13 protein-coding genes and 3 rRNA genes are annotated in these 22326 nt (G+C 56.2%); 4 read left to right on the top strand and 12 right to left on the bottom strand.

The window, feature by feature from the left end; genetic code table 11:
* The first annotated feature begins 198 nt into the window (after nucleotides 1-198).
* The 3 genes from lysC to GVO84_RS01315 all read left to right on the top strand — a co-directional run bounded on the left by lysC (nucleotide 199) and on the right by GVO84_RS01315 (nucleotide 2909).
* Nucleotides 199-1548 carry a lysine-sensitive aspartokinase 3 gene (gene lysC / locus GVO84_RS01325; RefSeq protein WP_023309996.1) on the top strand — a complete coding sequence of 450 codons (1350 nt, stop codon included), beginning with the start codon at nucleotides 199-201 and terminating at the stop codon, nucleotides 1546-1548.
* A gap of 93 nt (nucleotides 1549-1641) precedes the next feature.
* On the top strand, nucleotides 1642-2586 hold the full coding sequence (panS, locus tag GVO84_RS01320; RefSeq protein ID WP_159515309.1) for a ketopantoate/pantoate/pantothenate transporter PanS: 945 nt from the start codon (nucleotides 1642-1644) through the stop codon (nucleotides 2584-2586).
* A gap of 50 nt (nucleotides 2587-2636) precedes the next feature.
* The gene (locus GVO84_RS01315) at nucleotides 2637-2909 is read left to right on the top strand and encodes a DUF3811 domain-containing protein (RefSeq protein ID WP_032662654.1); all 273 of its coding nucleotides are present in this window, start codon (nucleotides 2637-2639) and stop codon (nucleotides 2907-2909) included.
* Here GVO84_RS01315 and rluF read toward each other — a convergent pair whose 3' ends face one another.
* From rluF to metH, 5 genes are all read right to left on the bottom strand, one after another.
* Nucleotides 2910-3782, bottom strand: a complete 873-nt coding sequence (gene rluF, locus GVO84_RS01310) for a 23S rRNA pseudouridine(2604) synthase RluF (protein WP_159515308.1) — start codon at nucleotides 3780-3782, stop codon at nucleotides 2910-2912. It lies immediately after the preceding gene.
* Nucleotides 3783-3836: 54 nt separating this feature from the next.
* Nucleotides 3837-4154, bottom strand: coding sequence for a CcdB family protein (locus GVO84_RS01305; protein WP_159515307.1), 318 nt, complete (start codon nucleotides 4152-4154; stop codon nucleotides 3837-3839).
* The gene (locus GVO84_RS01300; RefSeq protein ID WP_014830260.1) at nucleotides 4154-4447 is read right to left on the bottom strand and encodes a type II toxin-antitoxin system CcdA family antitoxin; all 294 of its coding nucleotides are present in this window, start codon (nucleotides 4445-4447) and stop codon (nucleotides 4154-4156) included. The genes GVO84_RS01305 and GVO84_RS01300 overlap by 1 nt, the downstream gene beginning before the upstream one ends.
* Nucleotides 4448-4542: 95 nt before the next feature.
* On the bottom strand, nucleotides 4543-6174 hold the full coding sequence (locus GVO84_RS01295; protein ID WP_159515306.1) for a Na/Pi cotransporter family protein: 1632 nt from the start codon (nucleotides 6172-6174) through the stop codon (nucleotides 4543-4545).
* A gap of 217 nt (nucleotides 6175-6391) precedes the next feature.
* Nucleotides 6392-10075: a methionine synthase gene (gene metH / locus GVO84_RS01290; RefSeq protein WP_063440326.1), complete on the bottom strand. Its 3684-nt coding sequence runs from the start codon at nucleotides 10073-10075 to the stop codon at nucleotides 6392-6394.
* 193 nt (nucleotides 10076-10268) lie between these two features.
* Between metH and iclR the strand changes: the two genes are divergently transcribed.
* On the top strand, nucleotides 10269-11096 hold the full coding sequence (gene iclR, locus GVO84_RS01285; RefSeq protein WP_159515305.1) for a glyoxylate bypass operon transcriptional repressor IclR: 828 nt from the start codon (nucleotides 10269-10271) through the stop codon (nucleotides 11094-11096).
* Nucleotides 11097-11133: 37 nt separating this feature from the next.
* Here the strand turns inward: iclR and aceK are convergent, their stop codons facing one another.
* The 7 genes from aceK to GVO84_RS01250 all read right to left on the bottom strand — a co-directional run bounded on the left by aceK (nucleotide 11134) and on the right by GVO84_RS01250 (nucleotide 22076).
* Nucleotides 11134-12870, bottom strand: a complete 1737-nt coding sequence (gene aceK, locus GVO84_RS01280) for a bifunctional isocitrate dehydrogenase kinase/phosphatase (RefSeq protein WP_159515304.1) — start codon at nucleotides 12868-12870, stop codon at nucleotides 11134-11136.
* A gap of 51 nt (nucleotides 12871-12921) precedes the next feature.
* Nucleotides 12922-14226 (bottom strand): isocitrate lyase, encoded by a 1305-nt coding sequence (aceA, locus tag GVO84_RS01275; RefSeq protein WP_029742132.1) that lies wholly within the window; start codon nucleotides 14224-14226, stop codon nucleotides 12922-12924.
* 31 nt (nucleotides 14227-14257) lie between these two features.
* The gene (gene aceB, locus GVO84_RS01270; protein ID WP_121426201.1) at nucleotides 14258-15859 is read right to left on the bottom strand and encodes a malate synthase A; all 1602 of its coding nucleotides are present in this window, start codon (nucleotides 15857-15859) and stop codon (nucleotides 14258-14260) included.
* A gap of 270 nt (nucleotides 15860-16129) precedes the next feature.
* Nucleotides 16130-17059 (bottom strand): homoserine O-acetyltransferase MetA, encoded by a 930-nt coding sequence (gene metA, locus GVO84_RS01265; protein ID WP_024906663.1) that lies wholly within the window; start codon nucleotides 17057-17059, stop codon nucleotides 16130-16132.
* A 173-nt stretch (nucleotides 17060-17232) separates the two neighbouring features.
* A 5S ribosomal RNA gene (gene rrf / locus GVO84_RS01260) occupies nucleotides 17233-17348 on the bottom strand.
* A gap of 71 nt (nucleotides 17349-17419) precedes the next feature.
* Nucleotides 17420-20325, bottom strand: a 23S ribosomal RNA gene (locus tag GVO84_RS01255).
* Between the two features lie 209 nt (nucleotides 20326-20534).
* A 16S ribosomal RNA gene (locus GVO84_RS01250) occupies nucleotides 20535-22076 on the bottom strand.
* Together the 16S, 23S and 5S rRNA genes form the textbook arrangement of a ribosomal RNA operon.
* Nucleotides 22077-22326: the final 250 nt, after the last annotated feature.

Below are 22326 nucleotides of genomic sequence, written 5' to 3'. Positions count from 1 at the left end.
GCTAAAATGGAGCATAAAATATGGCCCTGTTATAAGTCCTGTTTCTCAGGGGTACCCCCCCATAAAAAATCCGCATAATCCCAGCATTGACAGGACCTCCCCCGCATTTTATTTATAGGGCCGTATTTTGCGCCTGCACCTGTTTTCGTTTCACTCTTGTGCCAAGGTCGCTTATTCATTCCCTGACACGAGGTTGTTATGACGAGTTTTGTGGTCGCCAAATTTGGCGGCACCAGTGTGGCCGATTACGATGCCATGAACCGCAGCGCCGATGTGGTGCTGGCCGATCCGAATACCCGCCTGGTGGTGCTGTCTGCCTCCGCCGGCGTGACGAACCTGCTGGTTTCTCTGTCTGAAGGACTGGAAGCGACAGAACGTTTCGTGAAGCTGGATGCACTGCGCAAAATTCAGTTCGACATTCTTGAGCGTCTGCAGAACCCGAACGTCATCCGCGAGGAAGTGGAACGTCTGCTGGAAAATATCACCACCCTGGCAGAAGCGGCTTCTCTGGCGACCTCCACCGCCCTGACCGACGAACTGGTCAGCCACGGTGAACTGATGTCCACCCTGCTGTTTGTTGAAATCATGCGTGAACGTAACGTTCAGGCTCAATGGTTTGACGTGCGTAAAGTGATGCGTACCAGCGATCGCTTTGGTCGCGCCGAGCCGGACGTTGAGGCGCTGGCGGAACTGACCAATCAGCAGCTGGCACCACGCCTGGCAGACGGTATCGTGATTACCCAGGGCTTTATCGGCAGTGAAGCGAAAGGCCGCACCACCACGCTTGGCCGCGGCGGCAGCGACTACACCGCCGCGCTGCTGGGCGAAGCCCTGCATGCAACGCGCGTGGATATCTGGACGGACGTTCCGGGCATTTACACCACCGATCCGCGCGTCGTTTCTGCAGCTAAACGTATTGATGTGATCGCCTTTGAAGAAGCGGCGGAAATGGCCACCTTCGGCGCGAAAGTGCTGCACCCGGCAACGCTGCTGCCAGCCGTACGCAGCGATATTCCCGTCTTCGTCGGCTCCAGTAAAGATCCGAAAGCGGGCGGGACGCTGGTCTGCAAGAAAACGGAAAACCCACCGCTGTTCCGCGCCCTGGCCCTGCGTCGTCGCCAGACGCTGGTGACGCTCCACAGCCACAATATGCTGCATTCCCGCGGTTTCCTGGCGGAAGTGTTTGGCATTCTGGCGCGCCACAATATCTCCGTGGACCTTATCACCACCTCTGAAGTGAGCATTGCGCTGACGCTGGACACCACCGGCTCTACCTCCACCGGCGACACGCTGCTGACGCAGTCTCTGTTGATTGAGCTGTCTGAACTGTGCCGCGTGGAAGTAGAAGAAGACCTGGCGCTGGTTGCCATCATTGGCAACAAGCTGTCGCGCGCCTGCGGCGTGGGTAAAGAGGTGTTCGGCGTACTCGACCCGTTCAGCATCCGCATGATCTGCTACGGCGCGTCCAGCTACAACCTCTGCTTCCTCGTGCCTGCCGATCAGGCCGAGCAGGTCGTGCAGAAACTTCATCAGAATTTGTTTGAATAAAATTCGTTAGCACGATAAACAATACCTATAAGCCGGGCACAGACCCGGCTTTTTCATAACTAAACAACACGACAATACTGCAAGGAATCCACTATGTTATCCGTCATCACACGGCTGTTCCCGTTATGGGCGCTGCTGCTCTCCGTACTCGCGTATTACACCCCCGCCACCTTCACGGGCATTGGTCCGTGGGTCGCCACGCTGCTGATGCTGATCATGTTCGGTATGGGCGTGCATCTGAAAATCGACGACTTCAAACGCGTGCTCTCTCGCCCTGCACCCGTCGCAGCAGGGATCTTCCTGCACTACCTGGTGATGCCGCTTGCGGCGTGGCTGCTGGCGATGGCCTTTAAGATGCCACCCGATCTCTCCGCCGGGATGGTGCTGGTGGGCAGCGTGGCTAGCGGCACGGCGTCCAACGTCATGATCTACCTGGCGAAAGGCGACGTGGCGCTCTCCGTCACGATCTCGTCCGTTTCCACGCTGGTGGGCGTGATTGCCACGCCGCTGTTAACTCGCCTGTACGTGGACGCGCATATTCAGGTGGACGTGATGGGCATGCTGCTCAGCATTCTGCAGATTGTAGTGATCCCGATTGCGCTGGGGCTGGTCATTCACCATCTTTTCCCGCGCGTGGTGAAGGCCGTTGAGTCGTACCTGCCCGCGTTTTCGATGGTCTGCATTCTGGCGATCATCAGCGCCGTGGTGGCGGGTTCCGCATCGCACATTGCCTCCGTGGGCTTTGTGGTGATCATCGCGGTGGTGCTGCATAACACCATTGGCCTGCTGGGCGGCTACTGGGGCGGGAAGCTGTTTGGTTTTGACGAATCGACCTGCCGCACGCTGGCAATCGAGGTAGGCATGCAGAACTCCGGCCTGGCGGCGGCGCTCGGCAAAATTTACTTCTCCCCGCTGGCGGCCCTGCCCGGCGCGCTGTTCTCCGTCTGGCATAACCTCTCCGGCTCGCTGCTGGCGGGCTACTGGTCCGGCAAACCGATTGATGAGCAAACGAAAAAAGATGCGGTGAAGCAGGGTTAATTTACGCGGCTTGCTTTACACTGAAGCCTCCCCTTCAGGAGGCTTCAGCAATGGCTACACCACGTTTGACCCAGAAAGACATGACGGAAGCCGAGCAGCGCGAACTGAAAACGCTTCTCGACCGCGCCCGTATCGCACATGGCCGCACGCTGACGAACGCCGAAACCAATCAGGTGAAAAAAGAGTACATCGATAAGCTGATGGCGCAGCGTGAGGCCGCGGCGAAAAAAGCCCGCAAGCTGAAAAAAGAGCAGGCTTATAAACCGGATGCAGAGGCGACCTTTTCCTGGTCCGCCACCACATCAACCCGTGGAAGGCGCTAATCAGCGCCCTTTCTTTTTACGCCCCGGCTGGGTAAAGCGCTTTCCGTTACCCGGCTTGCCTCGCCCTTTCTCTTCCGCCTGCGGCGCCTTTACGACCGGGCGCTTAATCGCCTGGGTTTTCGGTTTGGCTTTAGCTTTCGGCTTCGCTTCGGACGACGAGTTCTCGATAAGCTTGAACAGCTCAATCAGCTCGTCATCCGTTAAGTCGCGCCACTCGCCCAGCGGAATACCGGACAGGCTGACGTTCATGATGCGCGTGCGTTCCAGCTTCGTCACTTCATAACCGAAGTGTTCGCACATGCGGCGGATCTGGCGGTTCAGGCCCTGCACCAGGGTAATGCGGAACGCGAACGGTGCTTCTTTCTTGACCTTACACTTCTTCGTGACGGTACCGAGGATCGGCACACCGGCGCCCATGCCGCGAATAAATTCGTCCGTGACCGGCTTGTTCACCGTCACAATGTACTCTTTCTCGTGGTCGTTACCGGCACGCAGGATTTTGTTGACCAGATCGCCGTGGTTGGTGAGGAAAATCAGCCCCTGAGAGTCTTTATCCAGACGGCCAATCGGGAAGATACGGCTGCTGTGGTTTACGAAATCAACGATGTTGTCCCGCTCACCGTCTTCCGTGGTGCTGACAATCCCAACCGGTTTATTCAACGCGATAAACACCAGGTCTTCAGCATCACGCGGCTCGATGACCTGACCATTCACTTTAACCACATCGCCAGGGGCCACCTGATCGCCGATGGTGGCGCGTTTGCCGTTAAGAAACACGTTACCTTGTTCAATGTAACGGTCAGCCTCGCGACGTGAGCAGATCCCGCTCTCGCTAATGTATTTGTTTAATCGGGTTGATTGAGTTGGCAGCATAGTTTCTCCTGTGAAGGGCGAAATATACCTTACCTTGCGGCTGACAAAAAAGTGTTAGTAACCGTTGATCAAAAAATCGAGTGCATCCCGCAATGAAGCCCGGCTTTGCGTAAGATCGGCGACACGCTCGCCTAACTCTTTTGGCGATATGCCTGCCATCATGTGCATCATGACCACGCAAGGCTTACCCGCTATCTCAACGACAGGGCACACTTTCGCAGGCGGTTGAATGCCTCCCAGGTGTCTAAGCTCAACTGCGGGAGCAACCAGGACATGTTTCATCACATTGGCCACCGGATGCTGCATATTGATTAGCCAGGGATAGGCAGTTTTCCCCTTACCTTCATTCTCATAAGCAAAATATTGCTCCATCAGAACGACCTCTGAAAGTCACTAAAGGAGCCGTTTTCATCAACCCATTGGTTAATGGCCTCGATAGACGCTTTATTTTCTGCTAACCACTCTGCGCGCTGATGCGCACGAAACTGCTCCTGCAGTGCAGCCGTGAGCACGGCAGAGAGATTAAGTTTAAGCCGTCTCGCCTCTTCCAGGATTTCTGGCGCTAACGACACATTGACTGATTTTTTGATGCCATGAGTAGTGCGCATGAGAACCCCCATCGGAATGCGCATGAATTGGCGAAGTGTAGCGTAATAAACGAGCATTTTCTATTCCCTTAAAAATGTAAGGTTTGAAGAGTAAATGGCGCGTTATAAGGTGTCACGCCTCGCGAAACGGTTTTGCGAGGCGCTTTCAGAGATTAATACTCATCCCGCTCGTCGTCTTCATCAGGCTGCTCCATCACGCTATACGCCACCGCGCAGAACAACGAGTTGAGACGCTTCATATCCCCCAGCAGCCCCAGATGCAGCGAACTGGTTTCGATACTCTGCACGTTCTGCTGGTGCAGACGCTCAACGTGGGCGTGCGAATAGCGGCGGTTCAGAATGCGGAAACGGTGCTTGTTACGGCGCAGGCGGCGCGCGCTCGGCACGTCGCTGGAGAAGAAGACCGACATCGCCAGCTTGAGGTTGCTGACCAGCTGTTCGTGCAGCGCTTCCAACTCCTTCAGGCCCTCACCTGAAAACGCACGACGCGCGGCAAGGGATTTATCGGCAATCTCGCTGCCCATACGTTCAACGATATCCGACGCCTGCTCGAGGTTAAGCGACATCTCGATAATTTCCGCCCAGCGGCGAGATTCCTCTTCCGCCAGCTCGTCCTGCGGCATACGCGCCAGGTAAAGCTTGATGGCGGTATAGAGCACGTTGATATCGTCCGCTAATCTGCGCAGCTCTTTCTCTTCACGCGGCTCGCCGTGCATCACCTTTTGCAGGCCTTCGAGCATGGTTTCCATTGCGTCGCCCATGCGCAGCGTCTCGCGCGCGGCATTCGCCAGCGCCAGCGCCGGGGTATCCAGCGCGGAGGTATCCAGGTGCTTCGGTTTCAGGCGCGCATCCAGCTCCGGTTCGTCCTGAATGAGTCGTTCGCAGAAGCGGGCCATCGGCCCAGCGAACGGCACCATCGCCAGGCAGCGTACCAGGTTGTAGAAGACGTGGAAATAGATCACCAGCTCCGCCTTCGGCAGCGGAAGGTTGTCCATCAGGTTCGCCAGCGGGTGCACAAACGGCAGAATAATCAGGCTGCCCACCAGCTTAAACAGCAGGCTGCCCAGCGCCACGCGGCGGGCAGCGGCATTGGCGGCGCTGTTATTGAGCATCGCCAGCAGGCCGGAGCCGAGGTTGGCCCCGATCACCAGACACAGCGCCACCGGGAAGGAGATCGCCCCTGCGGCGGTAAGCGTGGCCGTCAGCAGGACCGCCGCCAGGCTGGAGTAGCTGACAATAGCAAACACCGCACCGATCAGCGCATCCAGCATGATATCCCCGGTCAGGGAGGCGAAGATGACCTGCACGCCGTTGGCCTGGGTGATCGGCGTGACCGCCTGCACAATCAGCTCCAGCGCCAGCAGGATCAGTCCGAGGCCAATCCCTACTCGCCCGAGCTGCCCGGCGCGCGTCTGCTTACGACCGAGGAAAAAAATAACGCCGATAAAAATCAGCAGCGGCGACAGCCAGGAGAGATCGAACGTAAGAACACGCGCCATCAGCGCGGTACCTACATCCGCCCCCAGCACAATCACCAGCGCCGGGGCGAGCGCGACCAGATCCTGCGCCACAAAAGAGGTGACAAGCAGGGTCGTGGCGTTACTGCTCTGAACCAGAGCCGTTACGCCAATGCCCGCGCAGAAGGCGAGCGGCTTCTTCTCAACGCTGCTGCTGAGGACGGTACGTAAGCGCGCGCCAAATACGCGCATCACGCCGGTACGGACGATATGGGTGCCCCATACGAGCAGTGCGACTGCAGAGAGCAGGTGTAACAGGGTCAGCACGGAAGGTTTTCCTCCTTATCGTTATCGATATTCCTGAGGTTCGCTGCGCGTTGCCATGCCGGATGGCGGCTACGCCTTATCCGGCCTACGCGTAGGCCCGGTAAGCGCAGCGCCACCGGGCAAAAGGGTTAGAACCTTATTTCAGTATAAGGGTTTAAACGTAAGAAAGAGACAGGGCGCCTCATGAGCGCCCTGTTTGTTGTAAGGAAAAGTGATTTTAGTCAGCGTCGTAGCCTAAATTCGGTGCCAGCCAGCGTTCCACTTCAGATACGCTCATGCCTTTGCGCAGGGCGTAATCTTCGATCTGATCCCGCTGCAGCTGCGCCACGGCGAAGTACTTGCTGTCCGGATGGCTGAAGTACCAGCCTGAAACTGACGCGCCTGGCCACATGGCGAACGACTCGGTGAGCTTCATGCCGGTATGGGCTTCCACGTCCAGCAGTTTCCAGATAGTGCCTTTTTCGGTGTGCTCCGGACAGGCCGGATAGCCCGGCGCCGGGCGAATCCCCTGGTAGTTTTCGCGGATCAGCTCCTCGTTGCTGAGGTTTTCGTTCGCCGCGTAGCCCCAGTGCACCTTGCGCACGCGCTCGTGCAGGTACTCGGCGAAGGCTTCCGCCAGGCGGTCGGCAATCGCTTTCACCATGATTTTATTGTAATCATCGTGCTGCGCTTCGAACGCGTCCGCCAGCGCGTCTTCTTCCAGACCGCCGGTTACCGCAAAGGCGCCGATATAGTCGGCTTTACCACTCAGCTTCGGCGCGACGAAATCGGCCAGGCAGTAGTTGGCAAAGCCCACTTTCTCGGTTTGCTGGCGCAGATGGCGGCTGACCGCCAGCACGTGGGTGCGGGTTTCATCGCGGTAGATTTCGATGTCGTCGCCCACGCGGTTCGCCGGGAACAGGCCCACCACGCCGCGCGGGTTGAGGGTTTTCTCTGCGCTCAGGGTGTCGAGCATGTCGTTGGCATCTTTAAACAGGCGCTTCGCCTCCTCGCCTACCACCTCATCCTCCAGGATGCGCGGATATTTGCCCGCCAGCGACCAGGTCATAAAGAACGGCGTCCAGTCAATGTAGTTGCGCAGCGTCTCGATGCTGGCCGTTACGTCCTGCACGCCCAGGCGGTGCGCCACCGGCGGCGTGTAGCTGGACCAGTCAAAGGCCAGATCGTTGTCGCGCGCCGCCTGAAGCGAAACAGGCGGGGTGCGCGGCTTCTTACGGCCGTGCTGGATGCGGACGGTTTCGTACTCTTTGCGGGTGCGCGCCACAAAATCGTCGCGCTGGGTGTCGGAGAGCAGCGCGGAGACCACGCCCACCGTGCGCGAGGCGTTCTGCACGTACACCGTCGGGCCGCTGTAGTTCTGCTCGATTTTCACCGCCGTGTGCGCTTTCGAGGTGGTCGCCCCGCCAATCAGCAGCGGAATGGTAAAGCCCTGTCGCTCCATCTCTTTTGCCACGTTGACCATTTCGTCCAGCGACGGCGTAATCAGACCGGAGAGGCCAATCAGGTCGGCGTTCACCTCGCGCGCGGTCTTGAGGATTTTATCCGCCGGGACCATCACACCGAGGTCGATAATTTCGTAGTTATTGCACTGCAGCACCACGCCGACGATATTCTTGCCGATGTCGTGCACGTCGCCCTTCACGGTGGCGATGACCATTTTGCCGTTGCTGGAGCCTTTCTCTTTGCTGGCTTCGATGTAGGGTTCGAGATACGCCACCGCCTGCTTCATCACGCGGGCGGATTTTACCACCTGCGGCAGGAACATTTTGCCCTCACCGAACAGATCGCCGACCACGTTCATGCCGTCCATCAGCGGGCCTTCGATCACCTCAATCGGGCGGTCTGCCTGCTGGCGCGCCTCTTCAGTATCGAGCTCGATAAATTCGGTGATGCCTTTGACCAGCGAGTATTCCAGACGCTTTTTCACGTCCCAGGAACGCCACTCGGCCTGCTGAACGTTTGCCGCCTCATCCGATTTGCTGCCGCGATATTTCTCCGCCAGGTCCAGCATGCGCTCGGTGGCGTCGTCGCGACGGTTAAGGATCACGTCCTCGACGGCATCGCGCAGCTCTGCAGGAAGGTCGTCGTAAATCGCCAGCTGTCCGGCGTTAACGATCCCCATATCCATGCCGTTGCGGATGGCGTAGTAGAGGAACACGGCGTGGATCGCTTCACGCACCGGGTCGTTACCGCGAAACGAGAACGACACGTTCGATACGCCGCCGGAGATCAGCGCATGCGGCAGCTCGCGCTTGATGTCTTCACATGCGCCGATAAAGTCCTGGGCATAGTTGTTGTGCTCTTCAATCCCGGTCGCGACGGCGAAAATGTTCGGGTCAAAGATAATGTCTTCCGGCGGGAAGCCCACCTCTTCGGTCAAAATCTTGTACGCGCGGCGGCAAATCTCGATTTTACGCTCGCGGGTATCCGCCTGGCCCACTTCGTCAAAAGCCATGACCACCACGGCGGCACCGTAGCGACGGACCATTTTCGCGTGGTGGATAAAGATATCAACGCCCTCTTTCATCGAGATAGAGTTGACGATGCCTTTACCCTGAATGCACTTCAGCCCTTTTTCGATGACCTCCCACTTGGAGGAGTCGATCATGATCGGCACGCGGGCGATGTCCGGCTCACCGGCAATCAGGTTGAGGAAACGCACCATCGCCGCTTCGGCGTCGAGCATCCCCTCGTCCATGTTGATATCGATAATCTGCGCGCCGCTTTCCACCTGCTGGCGGGCGACGTCCAGCGCTTCGCTGTACTTCTCTTCTTTGATCAGACGCTTGAACTTCGCGGAACCGGTGACGTTAGTACGCTCACCCACGTTCACAAACAGGCTGTCGTCGCCGATGGTCAACGGCTCGAGGCCGGAAAGGCGACAGGCAACCGGCAGCTCGGGCAGCTTGCGCGGCGGCAGCCCGGCGACGGCGTTGCTCATGGCCGCGATGTGCTCCGGCGTGGTGCCGCAGCAGCCGCCGACGATGTTCAGGAAGCCAGACTCAGCCCACTCGCGGATTTGCGCCGCCATGGTGTCGGCATCGAGATCGTATTCACCGAACGCGTTCGGCAGACCGGCGTTCGGGTGGGCGGTGACGTAGCATTCCGCGATACGGGAAAGCTCCTGCACGTACTGGCGCAGCTCGTCTGGCCCCAGCGCGCAGTTGAGGCCGAAGGAGAGCGCTTCGGCGTGACGCAGGGAGTTATAAAACGCTTCGGTTGTCTGGCCGGACAGGGTGCGGCCGGAGGCGTCGGTGATGGTGCCGGAAATCATGATCGGCAGGTCAACGCCCAGCGCCTCAAACTCCTCTTTCACCGCGTAAATGGCGGCTTTGGCGTTGAGGGTGTCGAATACGGTTTCAATCAGGATCAGGTCGGAACCGCCTTCCACCAGCGCTTTGGTCGATTCGCGGTAGGCGGCAACCAGCTGGTCAAAGGTGATATTACGAAACGCCGGGTCGTTGACGTCCGGTGAAATCGACGCGGTGCGGTTCGTCGGGCCAAGCACCCCGGCAACGTAGCGCGGCTTGTCCGGCGTGCGGGCCGTCCACTCGTCGGCGCAGGCGCGCGCCAGCTTCGCGGCTTCCAGGTTGATTTCCGCCGACAGGGATTCCATCTGGTAATCCGCCATGGCGATGGTTGTCGAGTTGAAGGTGTTGGTTTCAACGATATCCGCACCCGCTTCGAAGTAGGCGTTGTGGATATCCTTAATAACGGACGGCTTGCTGAGCACCAGCAGGTCGTTGTTCCCTTTCAGGTCGCAGGGCCAGTCGGCAAAGCGCTCGCCGCGGAAATCGTCTTCACTCAGACGATAGCCCTGGATCATGGTGCCCATGCCGCCGTCCAGCACCAGAATTCGTTCATTTAACTGCGCACGCAGTTGCTCTACTTTGCTGCTCACACTTGCTCCCGACAACGCTTAACAAGGCCAAAAGGCTGCGTTCCATACTGGCACAATCTCGCAGGGTGGAAAAGGCGCACAGCGGTAACATGAGACATGTTCACCATCACTCCTCCGATCAGTCAGGATAACGGTTGCAAATTCACCAAATAAAACGAAAATGATTTCCACGATACAGAAAAAGGAGATCGTCATGGTCGCGACCGTTCCCGCCAAACGCGGCAGAAAGCCTGCTGCCACTACCACCGCCCAACAGGGCGGACAGGTTCAATCGCTCACGCGCGGTCTGAAGCTGCTGGAGTGGATAGCCGAGTCGCACGGCAGCGTGGCCCTGACGGAGCTGGCCCAGCAGGCTGGCCTGCCAAACTCCACGACGCACCGCCTGCTGACCACCATGCAGCAGCTGGGCTTTGTCCGCCAGGTCGGCGAGCTGGGGCACTGGGCGGTGGGCGCGCATGCGTTTATCGTCGGCAGCAGCTTCCTGCAGAGCCGCAACCTGCTGGCGATTGTGCACCCGATTCTGCGCAAGCTGATGGAAGATTCCGGCGAGACCGTAAACCTGGCGGTGCTGGACCAGAGCGACCACCAGGCGATTATCATCGACCAGGTGCAGTGCACGCAGCTGATGCGCATGTCTGCACCAATTGGCGGCAAGCTGCCGATGCACGCCTCCGGGGCGGGGAAAGCGTTTCTCTCACAGCTGAGCGAGGAGCAGGTGACGGGGCTGCTGCACCGTAAAGGGCTGCACGCCTATACCCACGCCACGCTGGTGTCGCCCGTGCATCTAAAAGAAGATCTGGCCCTGACCCGCAAGCGCGGCTATTCGTTTGATGATGAAGAACATGCCCTGGGCCTGCGCTGCCTCGCGGCCTGCATTTTTGACGAGCACCGCGAGCCGTTTGCCGCGATCTCCATATCCGGTCCGATTTCGCGCATGACCGATGACCGCGTGACAGAACTGGGTGCGCTGGTGATTAAGGCGGCGAAAGAGGTGACGCTGGCGTACGGTGGGATTCGTTGAGATCGCTTTGCCGGGTGGCGGCTTCGCCTTACCCGGCCTACATGATGTCCTCTGAAAACCTGATGCTAAACCTCTGCTTGCGGCGGTAGGCGTACACATCTTCGACATGCCCGTTTTTGATCCGCGTTTGCAGTCCGCGCCAGTAGCTGGCACGGAACAGGTCCTCATGCATCTCTTCGAATAGCGGCCCGATGCGCGGGTCGGCGCACAGCCAATGGCGAAACTCCTCCGGAAACACATCGCCCGGCGAGACGCTGTACCACGGCTCGCCGGAAAGCTCATCTTCCGGGTAGCGGGGCGGCGGGATATCGCGGAAGTTCACCTCGGTCATGTAGCAAATTTCGTCGTAGTCGTAGAACACCACCCGCCCGTGGCGGGTGACGCCGAAGTTTTTAAACAGCATATCCCCCGGGAAGATATTGGCGGCGGCAAGCTGGCGAATTGCGTTCCCGTACTCTTCAATGGCATCACGCAGCGCCTGACCGTCGGACTGTTCCAGCCAGATATTGAGCGGCACCATGCGGCGTTCAATGTAGAGATGGCTTATCACGATTTTGTCGCCAAGATCGGTGATTTTGCCGGAGGCTTCCTGCAGTAAAAGCGTCATGAGCGCCGGATCGATCTGCTGCTTATCCAGCACAAAGTTTTCGAATTCCTGGGTATCCGCCATGCGTCCGACGCGATCGTGCTCTTTAACCAGCTGGTAGCAGGCGCGAACATGGGCTGCGGTCATCTCTTTCTGTGGCGCAAACCTGTCTTTAATCACCTTAAATACGCGGTCAAAGCCCGGAAGCGTAAACACCAGCATCACCATACCGCGAATGCCTGGCGCTTCGATAAACTGCTCGTCGGCAGCGGTGACATAGCGCAGGTACTCCCGGTAGCTTTCCGTCTTGGCGTGCTTCTGGCAGCCAATCGCCATATACAGCTCGGCGGTGGTTTTGCCCGGCAGGATCTCGCGCAGCCACTCCACCAGGGCGGCAGGCAGCGGGGCGTACACCATGAAATAGGAGCGGGCGAAGCCAAACACGATGCTGGCCTCGGCGCCAGTGGTCAGGCAGGTATCGACAAACAGTTCCCCGTCGTCGGTACGGTGAATGGGCAGCAGAAACGGCACAATGGCGGTCGGCGTAACCAGTTTGCCCACCAGCCAGGCGGCTTTATTACGGTAGAAAAGCTCGTTGGCAACCTGCAAATGGCTGTGGCTAAGCACCTCCGCGCCGAAGGTTTCGTTGAGATGGGTGTGAATATAGCCGATATCCCGGGCTTTATTCTCCCAGGGCAGGCGCAGCGGCAGATCCGTTAGCACGCGGTGCAGGAGCTTTTCCCAGCCGCGGTCGGGAAAGAAATCTTTCGCCAGCGGACGTGGAATGGTTCGAAAGCGGCGCTCGGGCTGGGAGCTGAAGATAAATAACCGCTCAGGAGATAGTGAGCGGTGGTCAAATAACCGGCAATAGACGGAGTTGAAAAAGCTCTCCGCAATCTCGAAGCGCGGGTAGTCGGGTAACAAATGGGTGTAGTGCTCCTTCACGCGCAGTAAAAATTCTGCATCCGGGCTTTTACCGTCGGTGATACAGCGCAGCTGCTCCACCACCAGACCCACGTGGTGGTCGTAGAGATGGATACGCTGCTTCATGGCCTGCTGAACCGCATGCCAGTCTGCATGTTCAAAGCGCTGCTGCGCGCCGGATGTCACTTCAAGAAAACGACCATACTGGGCATCGAAGCCCTGCAAAATAGTTTGAGCAATCAGTAATTCCAGGCCACGCGACATATATTCCCCCTCACCCCAACCCTCTCCCCGAGGGGGGAGAGGGGGAAAAGATTAGAACTGTGCTTCTTCGGTTGAACCCGTTAAGGCGGTGACGGAGGATGTGCCACCCTGAATGATGGTCGTCACGTTATCGAAGTAGCCTGTTCCCACCTCCTGCTGGTGAGACACGAAGGTATAGCCGTCTTTGCCCGCGGCAAACTCCGGCTGCTGCACCTTCTCAACGTAGTGCTTCATGCCCTCACCCTGCGCGTAGGCGTGCGCCAGGTCGAACATGTTGAACCACATACTGTGGATGCCTGCCAGGGTAATGAACTGGTATTTGTAGCCCATGTCGGACAGCTGCTGCTGGAAGCTGGCGATGGTTTTGTCATCCAGCTTTTTCTGCCAGTTGAAGGACGGCGAGCAGTTGTAGGCCAGCAGCTTGCCCGGGTATTTCGCGTGGATGGCGTCGGCAAAGCGTTTTGCCAGCGCCAGATCCGGCGTGGAGGTTTCACACCAGACCAGGTCCGCATAAGGCGCGTACGCCAGCCCGCGGCTGATCGCCTGTTCAATGCCGGCATGGGTGCGGTAGAAGCCTTCGCTGGTACGCTCGCCGGTGATGAACTCGCTGTCGTACGGGTCGCAGTCAGAGGTAATCAGGTCCGCCGCGTCCGCATCGGTACGGGCAATCACCAGCGTCGGCACGCCGAGCACGTCAGCAGCCAGACGCGCGGCAACCAGCTTCTGAATCGCTTCCTGAGTCGGAACGAGCACCTTACCGCCCATATGTCCGCATTTCTTCACTGACGCCAGCTGGTCTTCGAAGTGTACGGCCGCTGCACCGGCCTCAATCATCGATTTCATCAGCTCGAAGGCGTTCAGCACGCCGCCGAAGCCTGCTTCCGCATCCGCGACGATCGGCAGGAAGTAGTCCGTAAAGCGCGGATCGCCAGGTTCGATACCTGCGGCCCACTGGATCTGATCCGCACGGCGGAAGGTGTTGTTGATCCGATCCACCACCGACGGCACGGAGTTAGCCGGATAGAGCGACTGATCCGGGTACATGCTGGAGGCCAGGTTGGCGTCCGCCGCGACCTGCCAGCCGGAGAGGTAAATCGCCTCAATACCGGCCTTCGCCTGCTGCAGCGCCTGACCGCCGGTCAGCGCGCCGAGGCTGTTGATATAGCCTTTTTTAGAGCCACCGTGCAGCAGCTTCCACATTTTCGCCGCACCGTTCTGTGCCAGCGTGCATTCCGGATTGACCGAGCCGCGTAATTTCACCACTTCCTCCGCGCTGTAAGGACGGCGGATGCCTTCCCAGCGAGGTTGTGTCCACTCTTTCTTTAACTCTTCGATTTGTTGGGTACGGGTTTTCATGTGCAGATGCTCCATATTGTTATGCGGTGAGTTACGCCAGGAAGCGGTAGCCCGGCAGGGTCAGGAAGTCGATTAAGTCATCTGATGTGGTGATTTGCTCCATCAGGCGCGCAGCGTCGTCAAAACGTCCGCTGCTGAAGCGGTGTTCGCCCAGCTCGTCCTGGATCACCCGCATCTCTTCGGCCAGCATCTGGCGGAACAGAGATTTGGTCACCGGCTTGCCGTTGCTGAGCGTTTTTTGATGGTGGATCCACTGCCAGATGGAGGTACGTGAGATCTCCGCCGTCGCGGCATCTTCCATCAGGCCGTAGATCGGGACACAGCCGTTACCGGAGATCCACGCTTCGATGTATTGCACGGCGACGCGAATATTGGCACGCATGCCCTCTTCCGTCCGCTCGCCCGCACACGGAGCCAGCAGCTGTTCTTCAGCCGTTGGGGCATCGTCATCGCGCGTGACAAACAGCTGGTTTTTATTGTCACCGAGTACGCGGTTAAAGACCTCCATCGCCGTATCGGCCAGGCCGGGATGGGCAATCCACGTGCCGTCGTGACCGTTACGGGCTTCAAGCTCTTTGTCGGCCTTCACCTTGTTGAGCACCTGATTGTTGCGTTCTGCGTCTTTGCTCGGGATAAATGCCGCCATGCCGCCCATCGCAAAGGCACCGCGCTTGTGGCAGGTTTTGATCAGCAGACGCGAGTAGGCGCTCAGGAACGGTTTATCCATGGTCACGACCTGGCGATCCGGCAGCACGCGATCGGGATAGTTTTTCAGGGTTTTGATGTAGCTGAAAATATAGTCCCAGCGTCCGCAGTTCAGACCGACAATGTGGTCGCGCAGGGCGTGCAGAATTTCATTCATCTGGAACACGGCTGGCAGCGTTTCAATCAGCAGCGTGGCCTTGATGGTACCGCGCGGCAGGTTGAAACGATCTTCCGCATAGCTGAAGACCTCGCTCCACCAGGCCGCTTCCTGCCAGGCCTGCGTTTTTGGCAGATAGAAATAGGGACCGCTGCCTTTTGCCAGCAGGTTCTTGTAGTTGTGGAAGAAATAGAGTGCGAAATCAAACAGGCTGCCCGGAATGGCTTCCCCACGCCAGGTGACATGTTTTTCAGGCAGGTGCAGGCCGCGTACGCGACAGATCAGCACCGCCGGGTTCGGTTTGAGCTGGTAAATTTTGCCGGCTTCGTTGGTATAGCTGATGGTACCGTTCACGGCGTCGCGCAGGTTGATCTGCCCGTCGATAACTTTGTTCCAGTCTGGCGCCAGTGAGTCCTCAAAATCGGCCATAAAGACTTTAACGTTGGCGTTCATGGCGTTGATCACCATTTTGCGCTCTACCGGACCGGTGATTTCAACGCGTCGATCCTGTAAATCTTCAGGGATGCCGCGGATTTTCCACTCTCCACGACGAATGGAAGCGGTTTCCGAAATAAAGCCAGGCAACTTGCCATCGTCAATTTCCTGCTGCTGATGAATGCGTGCCGCCAGCAGCTTATTACGCTGCGGCGTAAAGCGGGTCACCAGTTCAGTCAGAAACTCTACCGCTTCCGCCGTCAAAACTTGCTGTTCTTGCTCGCCATACGGCTTGGTAAAGGCCAGTTCATCGACCGTCGTTGCCTGTTGAGTCATTACTCTGCTCCTCATCAAAGATCCAAAATCACGCCCCCGATGCGAACGAAAGATCGTTGGGTAGTTTTCGCTCAGCAGAATTAAGACTATCTATATTTTTTCTAAAATCAAAAACAATTTCCATTTTAATTATTAATTATGATTAATTGATTGATTTTATTGATATTAAAGTTGGATCGAACGGTGGGTGATATTTCGGAAATAAAAAAGGCACCCGAAGGTGCCTGATTTGAATAGCTGAAACGCTTTAGGATCGTTTAGTGCAGAAGATTACTCCAGCGTCGGATTCATGTGACGCAGATCGTATGGCGTTATCTGATAGACGTAATAGTTGAGCCAGTTGGTAAAAAGCAAATTCCCGTGGCTGCGCCAGGTTGCTCTCGGTTTGTTTTGCGGGTCGTCTTTCGGGAAATAGTTGTACGGTACATCCGGATTAAGACCCGCTTCGACATCACGGAAATACTCTGACGCAAGGGTATGCGGATCGTACTCAGGATGCCCGGTCACGAATGCAATGCGTTTATCCTTGCTGGCAAACAGATAAGCATCTCCATCTTCCGTTTCGGCCAGGATCTCCAGATCGGTGTAATCACGAATCAGCTGGGCCGGGAAATCGGCGTAGCGAGAATGCGGCGCCAGGAAAGAGTCATCGAAACCACGCGTCAGCAGCGCGTGTGGATGAAGAATGTGGTGTTCGTATACGCCGGAGAGCTTTTCAGTGCGGGTTTGCTTGGGGATGCCATAAAGAATATTCAGTGCGGCTTGTACCGCCCAACAGACAAACAATGTGGACGTGACGTGATCTTTTGCCCACTCCAGAACCTGTTTGATCTGCGGCCAGTAGGCGACATCGTTAAATTCAACCAGGCCAAGCGGCGCGCCGGTCACAATCAGTCCGTCGAAGTTTTCACCCTGAATGTCATCGAAGTTACAGTAGAAGTTGTTCAGATGCTCAGAAGGCGTGTTGCGTGACTCACGGGCATCGATTCGCAGCAGCTGAATATCAACCTGCAGCGGGGAGTTAGACAGAAGACGCAGGAACTGGTTTTCTGTTTCGATCTTTTTTGGCATCAGATTGAGAATAAGCACCTTCAGCGGGCGAATTTCCTGACCTGTCGCACGCGAAGCCGTCATCACGAAGACGTTTTCTTCACGCAAGAAATTGACGGCTGGTAGCTCGTCCTGCACCCGAATCGGCATAACTTAATATCCTCACAGCATACGTATAAACGTTTAGACATCCAGATAGCTAACGATACCCAGAAATGGTTTGAATGTCGAGTCTGCAAGAGGAAGGTGAGAAAGTTTCAAGGAGGGGGAAAAACAAAAGCAAAAAACCCCGCACCTTACGGTACGGGGTTCTTCTAATTGATGCCTGGCAGTTCCCTACTCTCACATGGGGAGACCCCACACTACCATCGGCGCTACGGCGTTTCACTTCTGAGTTCGGCATGGGGTCAGGTGGGACCACCGCGCTAAAGCCGCCAGGCAAATTCTGTTAAATCTGTATCAAGCTGAGTTGAATGCGTCGTCTCTTCGCCGAAACAGCTTCGGCGTTGTAAGGTTAAGCCTCACGGTTCATTAGTATCGGTTAGCTCAACGCATCGCTGCGCTTACACACCCGACCTATCAACGTCGTAGTCTTCAACGTTCCTTCAGGACTCTCAAGGAGTCAGGGAGAACTCATCTCGGGGCAAGTTTCGTGCTTAGATGCTTTCAGCACTTATCTTTTCCGCATTTAGCTACCGGGCAATGCCATTGGCATGACAACCCGAACACCAGTGATGCGTCCACTCCGGTCCTCTCGTACTAGGAGCAGCCCCCCTCAATTCTCCAGCGCCCACGGCAGATAGGGACCGAACTGTCTCACGACGTTCTAAACCCAGCTCGCGTACCACTTTAAATGGCGAACAGCCATACCCTTGGGACCTACTTCAGCCCCAGGATGTGATGAGCCGACATCGAGGTGCCAAACACCGCCGTCGATATGAACTCTTGGGCGGTATCAGCCTGTTATCCCCGGAGTACCTTTTATCCGTTGAGCGATGGCCCTTCCATTCAGAACCACCGGATCACTATGACCTGCTTTCGCACCTGCTCGAGCCGTCACTCTCGCAGTCAAGCTAGCTTATGCCATTGCACTAACCTCCTGATGTCCGACCAGGATTAGCTAACCTTCGTGCTCCTCCGTTACTCTTTGGGAGGAGACCGCCCCAGTCAAACTACCCACCAGACACTGTCCGCAACCCGGATTACGGGTCTACGTTAGAACACCAGCCATTAAAGGGTGGTATTTCAAGGGCGGCTCCACGCAGACTGGCGTCCACGCTTCAAAGCCTCCCACCTATCCTACACATCAAGGACCAGTGTTCAGTGTCAAGCTATAGTAAAGGTTCACGGGGTCTTTCCGTCTTGCCGCGGGTACACTGCATCTTCACAGCGAGTTCAATTTCACTGAGTCTCGGGTGGAGACAGCCTGGCCATCATTACGCCATTCGTGCAGGTCGGAACTTACCCGACAAGGAATTTCGCTACCTTAGGACCGTTATAGTTACGGCCGCCGTTTACCGGGGCTTCGATCAAGAGCTTCGCGTTACCGCTAACCCCATCAATTAACCTTCCGGCACCGGGCAGGCGTCACACCGTATACGTCCACTTTCGTGTTTGCACAGTGCTGTGTTTTTAATAAACAGTTGCAGCCAGCTGGTATCTTCGACTGATTTCAGCTCCACCCGCAGGGGCTTCACCTACATATCAGCGTGCCTTCTCCCGAAGTTACGGCACCATTTTGCCTAGTTCCTTCACCCGAGTTCTCTCAAGCGCCTTGGTATTCTCTACCTGACCACCTGTGTCGGTTTGGGGTACGATTTGATGTTACCTGATGCTTAGAGGCTTTTCCTGGAAGCAGGGCATTTGTTACTTCAGCACCGTAGTGCCTCGTCATCACACCTCAGCGTTAATAAACGACCGGATTTACCTAATCGTTCCGCCTACATGCTTAAACCGGGACAACCGTCGCCCGGCTAACATAGCCTTCTCCGTCCCCCCTTCGCAGTAACACCAAGTACAGGAATATTAACCTGTTTCCCATCGACTACGCCTTTCGGCCTCGCCTTAGGGGTCGACTCACCCTGCCCCGATTAACGTTGGACAGGAACCCTTGGTCTTCCGGCGTGCGGGCTTTTCACCCGCATTATCGTTACTTATGTCAGCATTCGCACTTCTGATACCTCCAGCATGCCTCACAGCACACCTTCAACGGCTTACAGAACGCTCCCCTACCCAACAACGCATAAGCGTCGCTGCCGCAGCTTCGGTGCATGGTTTAGCCCCGTTACATCTTCCGCGCAGGCCGACTCGACCAGTGAGCTATTACGCTTTCTTTAAATGATGGCTGCTTCTAAGCCAACATCCTGGCTGTCTGTGCCTTCCCACATCGTTTCCCACTTAACCATGACTTTGGGACCTTAGCTGGCGGTCTGGGTTGTTTCCCTCTTCACGACGGACGTTAGCACCCGCCGTGTGTCTCCCGTGATAACATTCTTCGGTATTCGTAGTTTGCATCGGGTTGGTAAGCCGGGATGGCCCCCTAGCCGAAACAGTGCTCTACCCCCGAAGATGAGTTCACGAGGCGCTACCTAAATAGCTTTCGGGGAGAACCAGCTATCTCCCGGTTTGATTGGCCTTTCACCCCCAGCCACAAGTCATCCGCTAATTTTTCAACATTAGTCGGTTCGGTCCTCCAGTTAGTGTTACCCAACCTTCAACCTGCCCATGGCTAGATCACCGGGTTTCGGGTCTATACCCTGCAACTTAACGCCCAGTTAAGACTCGGTTTCCCTTCGGCTCCCCTATACGGTTAACCTTGCTACAGAATATAAGTCGCTGACCCATTATACAAAAGGTACGCAGTCACACCACGAAGGTGCTCCCACTGCTTGTACGTACACGGTTTCAGGTTCTTTTTCACTCCCCTCGCCGGGGTTCTTTTCGCCTTTCCCTCACGGTACTGGTTCACTATCGGTCAGTCAGGAGTATTTAGCCTTGGAGGATGGTCCCCCCATATTCAGACAGGATACCACGTGTCCCGCCCTACTCTTCGAGTTCACAGCAAGTGTGCTTTCGTGTACGGGACTGTCACCCTGTACCGTGCGACTTTCCAGACGCTTCCACTAACACACAAGCTGATTCAGACTCTGGGCTGCTCCCCGTTCGCTCGCCGCTACTGGGGGAATCTCGGTTGATTTCTTTTCCTCGGGGTACTTAGATGTTTCAGTTCCCCCGGTTCGCCTCGTTAACCTATGTATTCAGTTAACGATAGTGTGTCGGAACACACTGGGTTTCCCCATTCGGACATCGCCGGGTCAAAGGTTCATATCACCTCGCCGGCGCTTTTCGCAGATTAGCACGTCCTTCATCGCCTCTGACTGCCAGGGCATCCACCGTGTACGCTTAGTCGCTTAACCTCACAACCCGAAGATGTTTCTTTCGATTCATCATCAAATTGCGAAAATTTGAGAGACTCGAACACACCATTAAAGATGTGTCGTTTCAATTTTCAGCTTGATCCAGATTTTTAAAGAGCAAAACTTCTTAATGCACTCAAAAGTACATTCAGAAGTTCATCATTCATCAGACAATCTGTGTGAGCACTACAAAGGCAGGTTCTTTAAGGTAAGGAGGTGATCCAACCGCAGGTTCCCCTACGGTTACCTTGTTACGACTTCACCCCAGTCATGAATCACAAAGTGGTAAGCGCCCTCCCGAAGGTTAAGCTACCTACTTCTTTTGCAACCCACTCCCATGGTGTGACGGGCGGTGTGTACAAGGCCCGGGAACGTATTCACCGTAGCATTCTGATCTACGATTACTAGCGATTCCGACTTCATGGAGTCGAGTTGCAGACTCCAATCCGGACTACGACGCACTTTATGAGGTCCGCTTGCTCTCGCGAGGTCGCTTCTCTTTGTATGCGCCATTGTAGCACGTGTGTAGCCCTACTCGTAAGGGCCATGATGACTTGACGTCATCCCCACCTTCCTCCAGTTTATCACTGGCAGTCTCCTTTGAGTTCCCGGCCGAACCGCTGGCAACAAAGGATAAGGGTTGCGCTCGTTGCGGGACTTAACCCAACATTTCACAACACGAGCTGACGACAGCCATGCAGCACCTGTCTCAGAGTTCCCGAAGGCACCAATCCATCTCTGGAAAGTTCTCTGGATGTCAAGAGTAGGTAAGGTTCTTCGCGTTGCATCGAATTAAACCACATGCTCCACCGCTTGTGCGGGCCCCCGTCAATTCATTTGAGTTTTAACCTTGCGGCCGTACTCCCCAGGCGGTCGACTTAACGCGTTAGCTCCGGAAGCCACGCCTCAAGGGCACAACCTCCAAGTCGACATCGTTTACGGCGTGGACTACCAGGGTATCTAATCCTGTTTGCTCCCCACGCTTTCGCACCTGAGCGTCAGTCTTTGTCCAGGGGGCCGCCTTCGCCACCGGTATTCCTCCAGATCTCTACGCATTTCACCGCTACACCTGGAATTCTACCCCCCTCTACAAGACTCTAGCCTGCCAGTTTCGAATGCAGTTCCCAGGTTGAGCCCGGGGATTTCACATCCGACTTGACAGACCGCCTGCGTGCGCTTTACGCCCAGTAATTCCGATTAACGCTTGCACCCTCCGTATTACCGCGGCTGCTGGCACGGAGTTAGCCGGTGCTTCTTCTGCGGGTAACGTCAATCGACAAGGTTATTAACCTTATCGCCTTCCTCCCCGCTGAAAGTACTTTACAACCCGAAGGCCTTCTTCATACACGCGGCATGGCTGCATCAGGCTTGCGCCCATTGTGCAATATTCCCCACTGCTGCCTCCCGTAGGAGTCTGGACCGTGTCTCAGTTCCAGTGTGGCTGGTCATCCTCTCAGACCAGCTAGGGATCGTCGCCTAGGTGAGCCGTTACCCCACCTACTAGCTAATCCCATCTGGGCACATCTGATGGCAAGAGGCCCGAAGGTCCCCCTCTTTGGTCTTGCGACATTATGCGGTATTAGCTACCGTTTCCAGTAGTTATCCCCCTCCATCAGGCAGTTTCCCAGACATTACTCACCCGTCCGCCGCTCGTCACCCGGAGAGCAAGCTCTCCTGTGCTACCGCTCGACTTGCATGTGTTAGGCCTGCCGCCAGCGTTCAATCTGAGCCATGATCAAACTCTTCAATTTAAGTTTGATGCTCGTGAATTAAACTTCGTAATGAATTACGTATGTTCACTCAGAGACTTGGTATTCATTTATTGTCCGAAGACATTAAGAATCCATGTCACTTTGAGTGCCCACACAGATTGTCTGATAAATTGTTAAAGAGCAGTGCAACGCGGCTTTCGCTCACCGTTGCGAGGTGGCGTATATTACGCTTTCCTCTTTCAGAGTCAACCCGTTATTTCAGGATTTTTTCTCTTCAACCGACCGGGTT

Source organism: Enterobacter sp. SM3, assembly GCF_009811935.2.
In the GTDB taxonomy this organism is placed as follows: domain Bacteria; phylum Pseudomonadota; class Gammaproteobacteria; order Enterobacterales; family Enterobacteriaceae; genus Enterobacter; species Enterobacter asburiae_D.
This window is presented reverse-complemented; position numbering and strand designations above follow the sequence as displayed.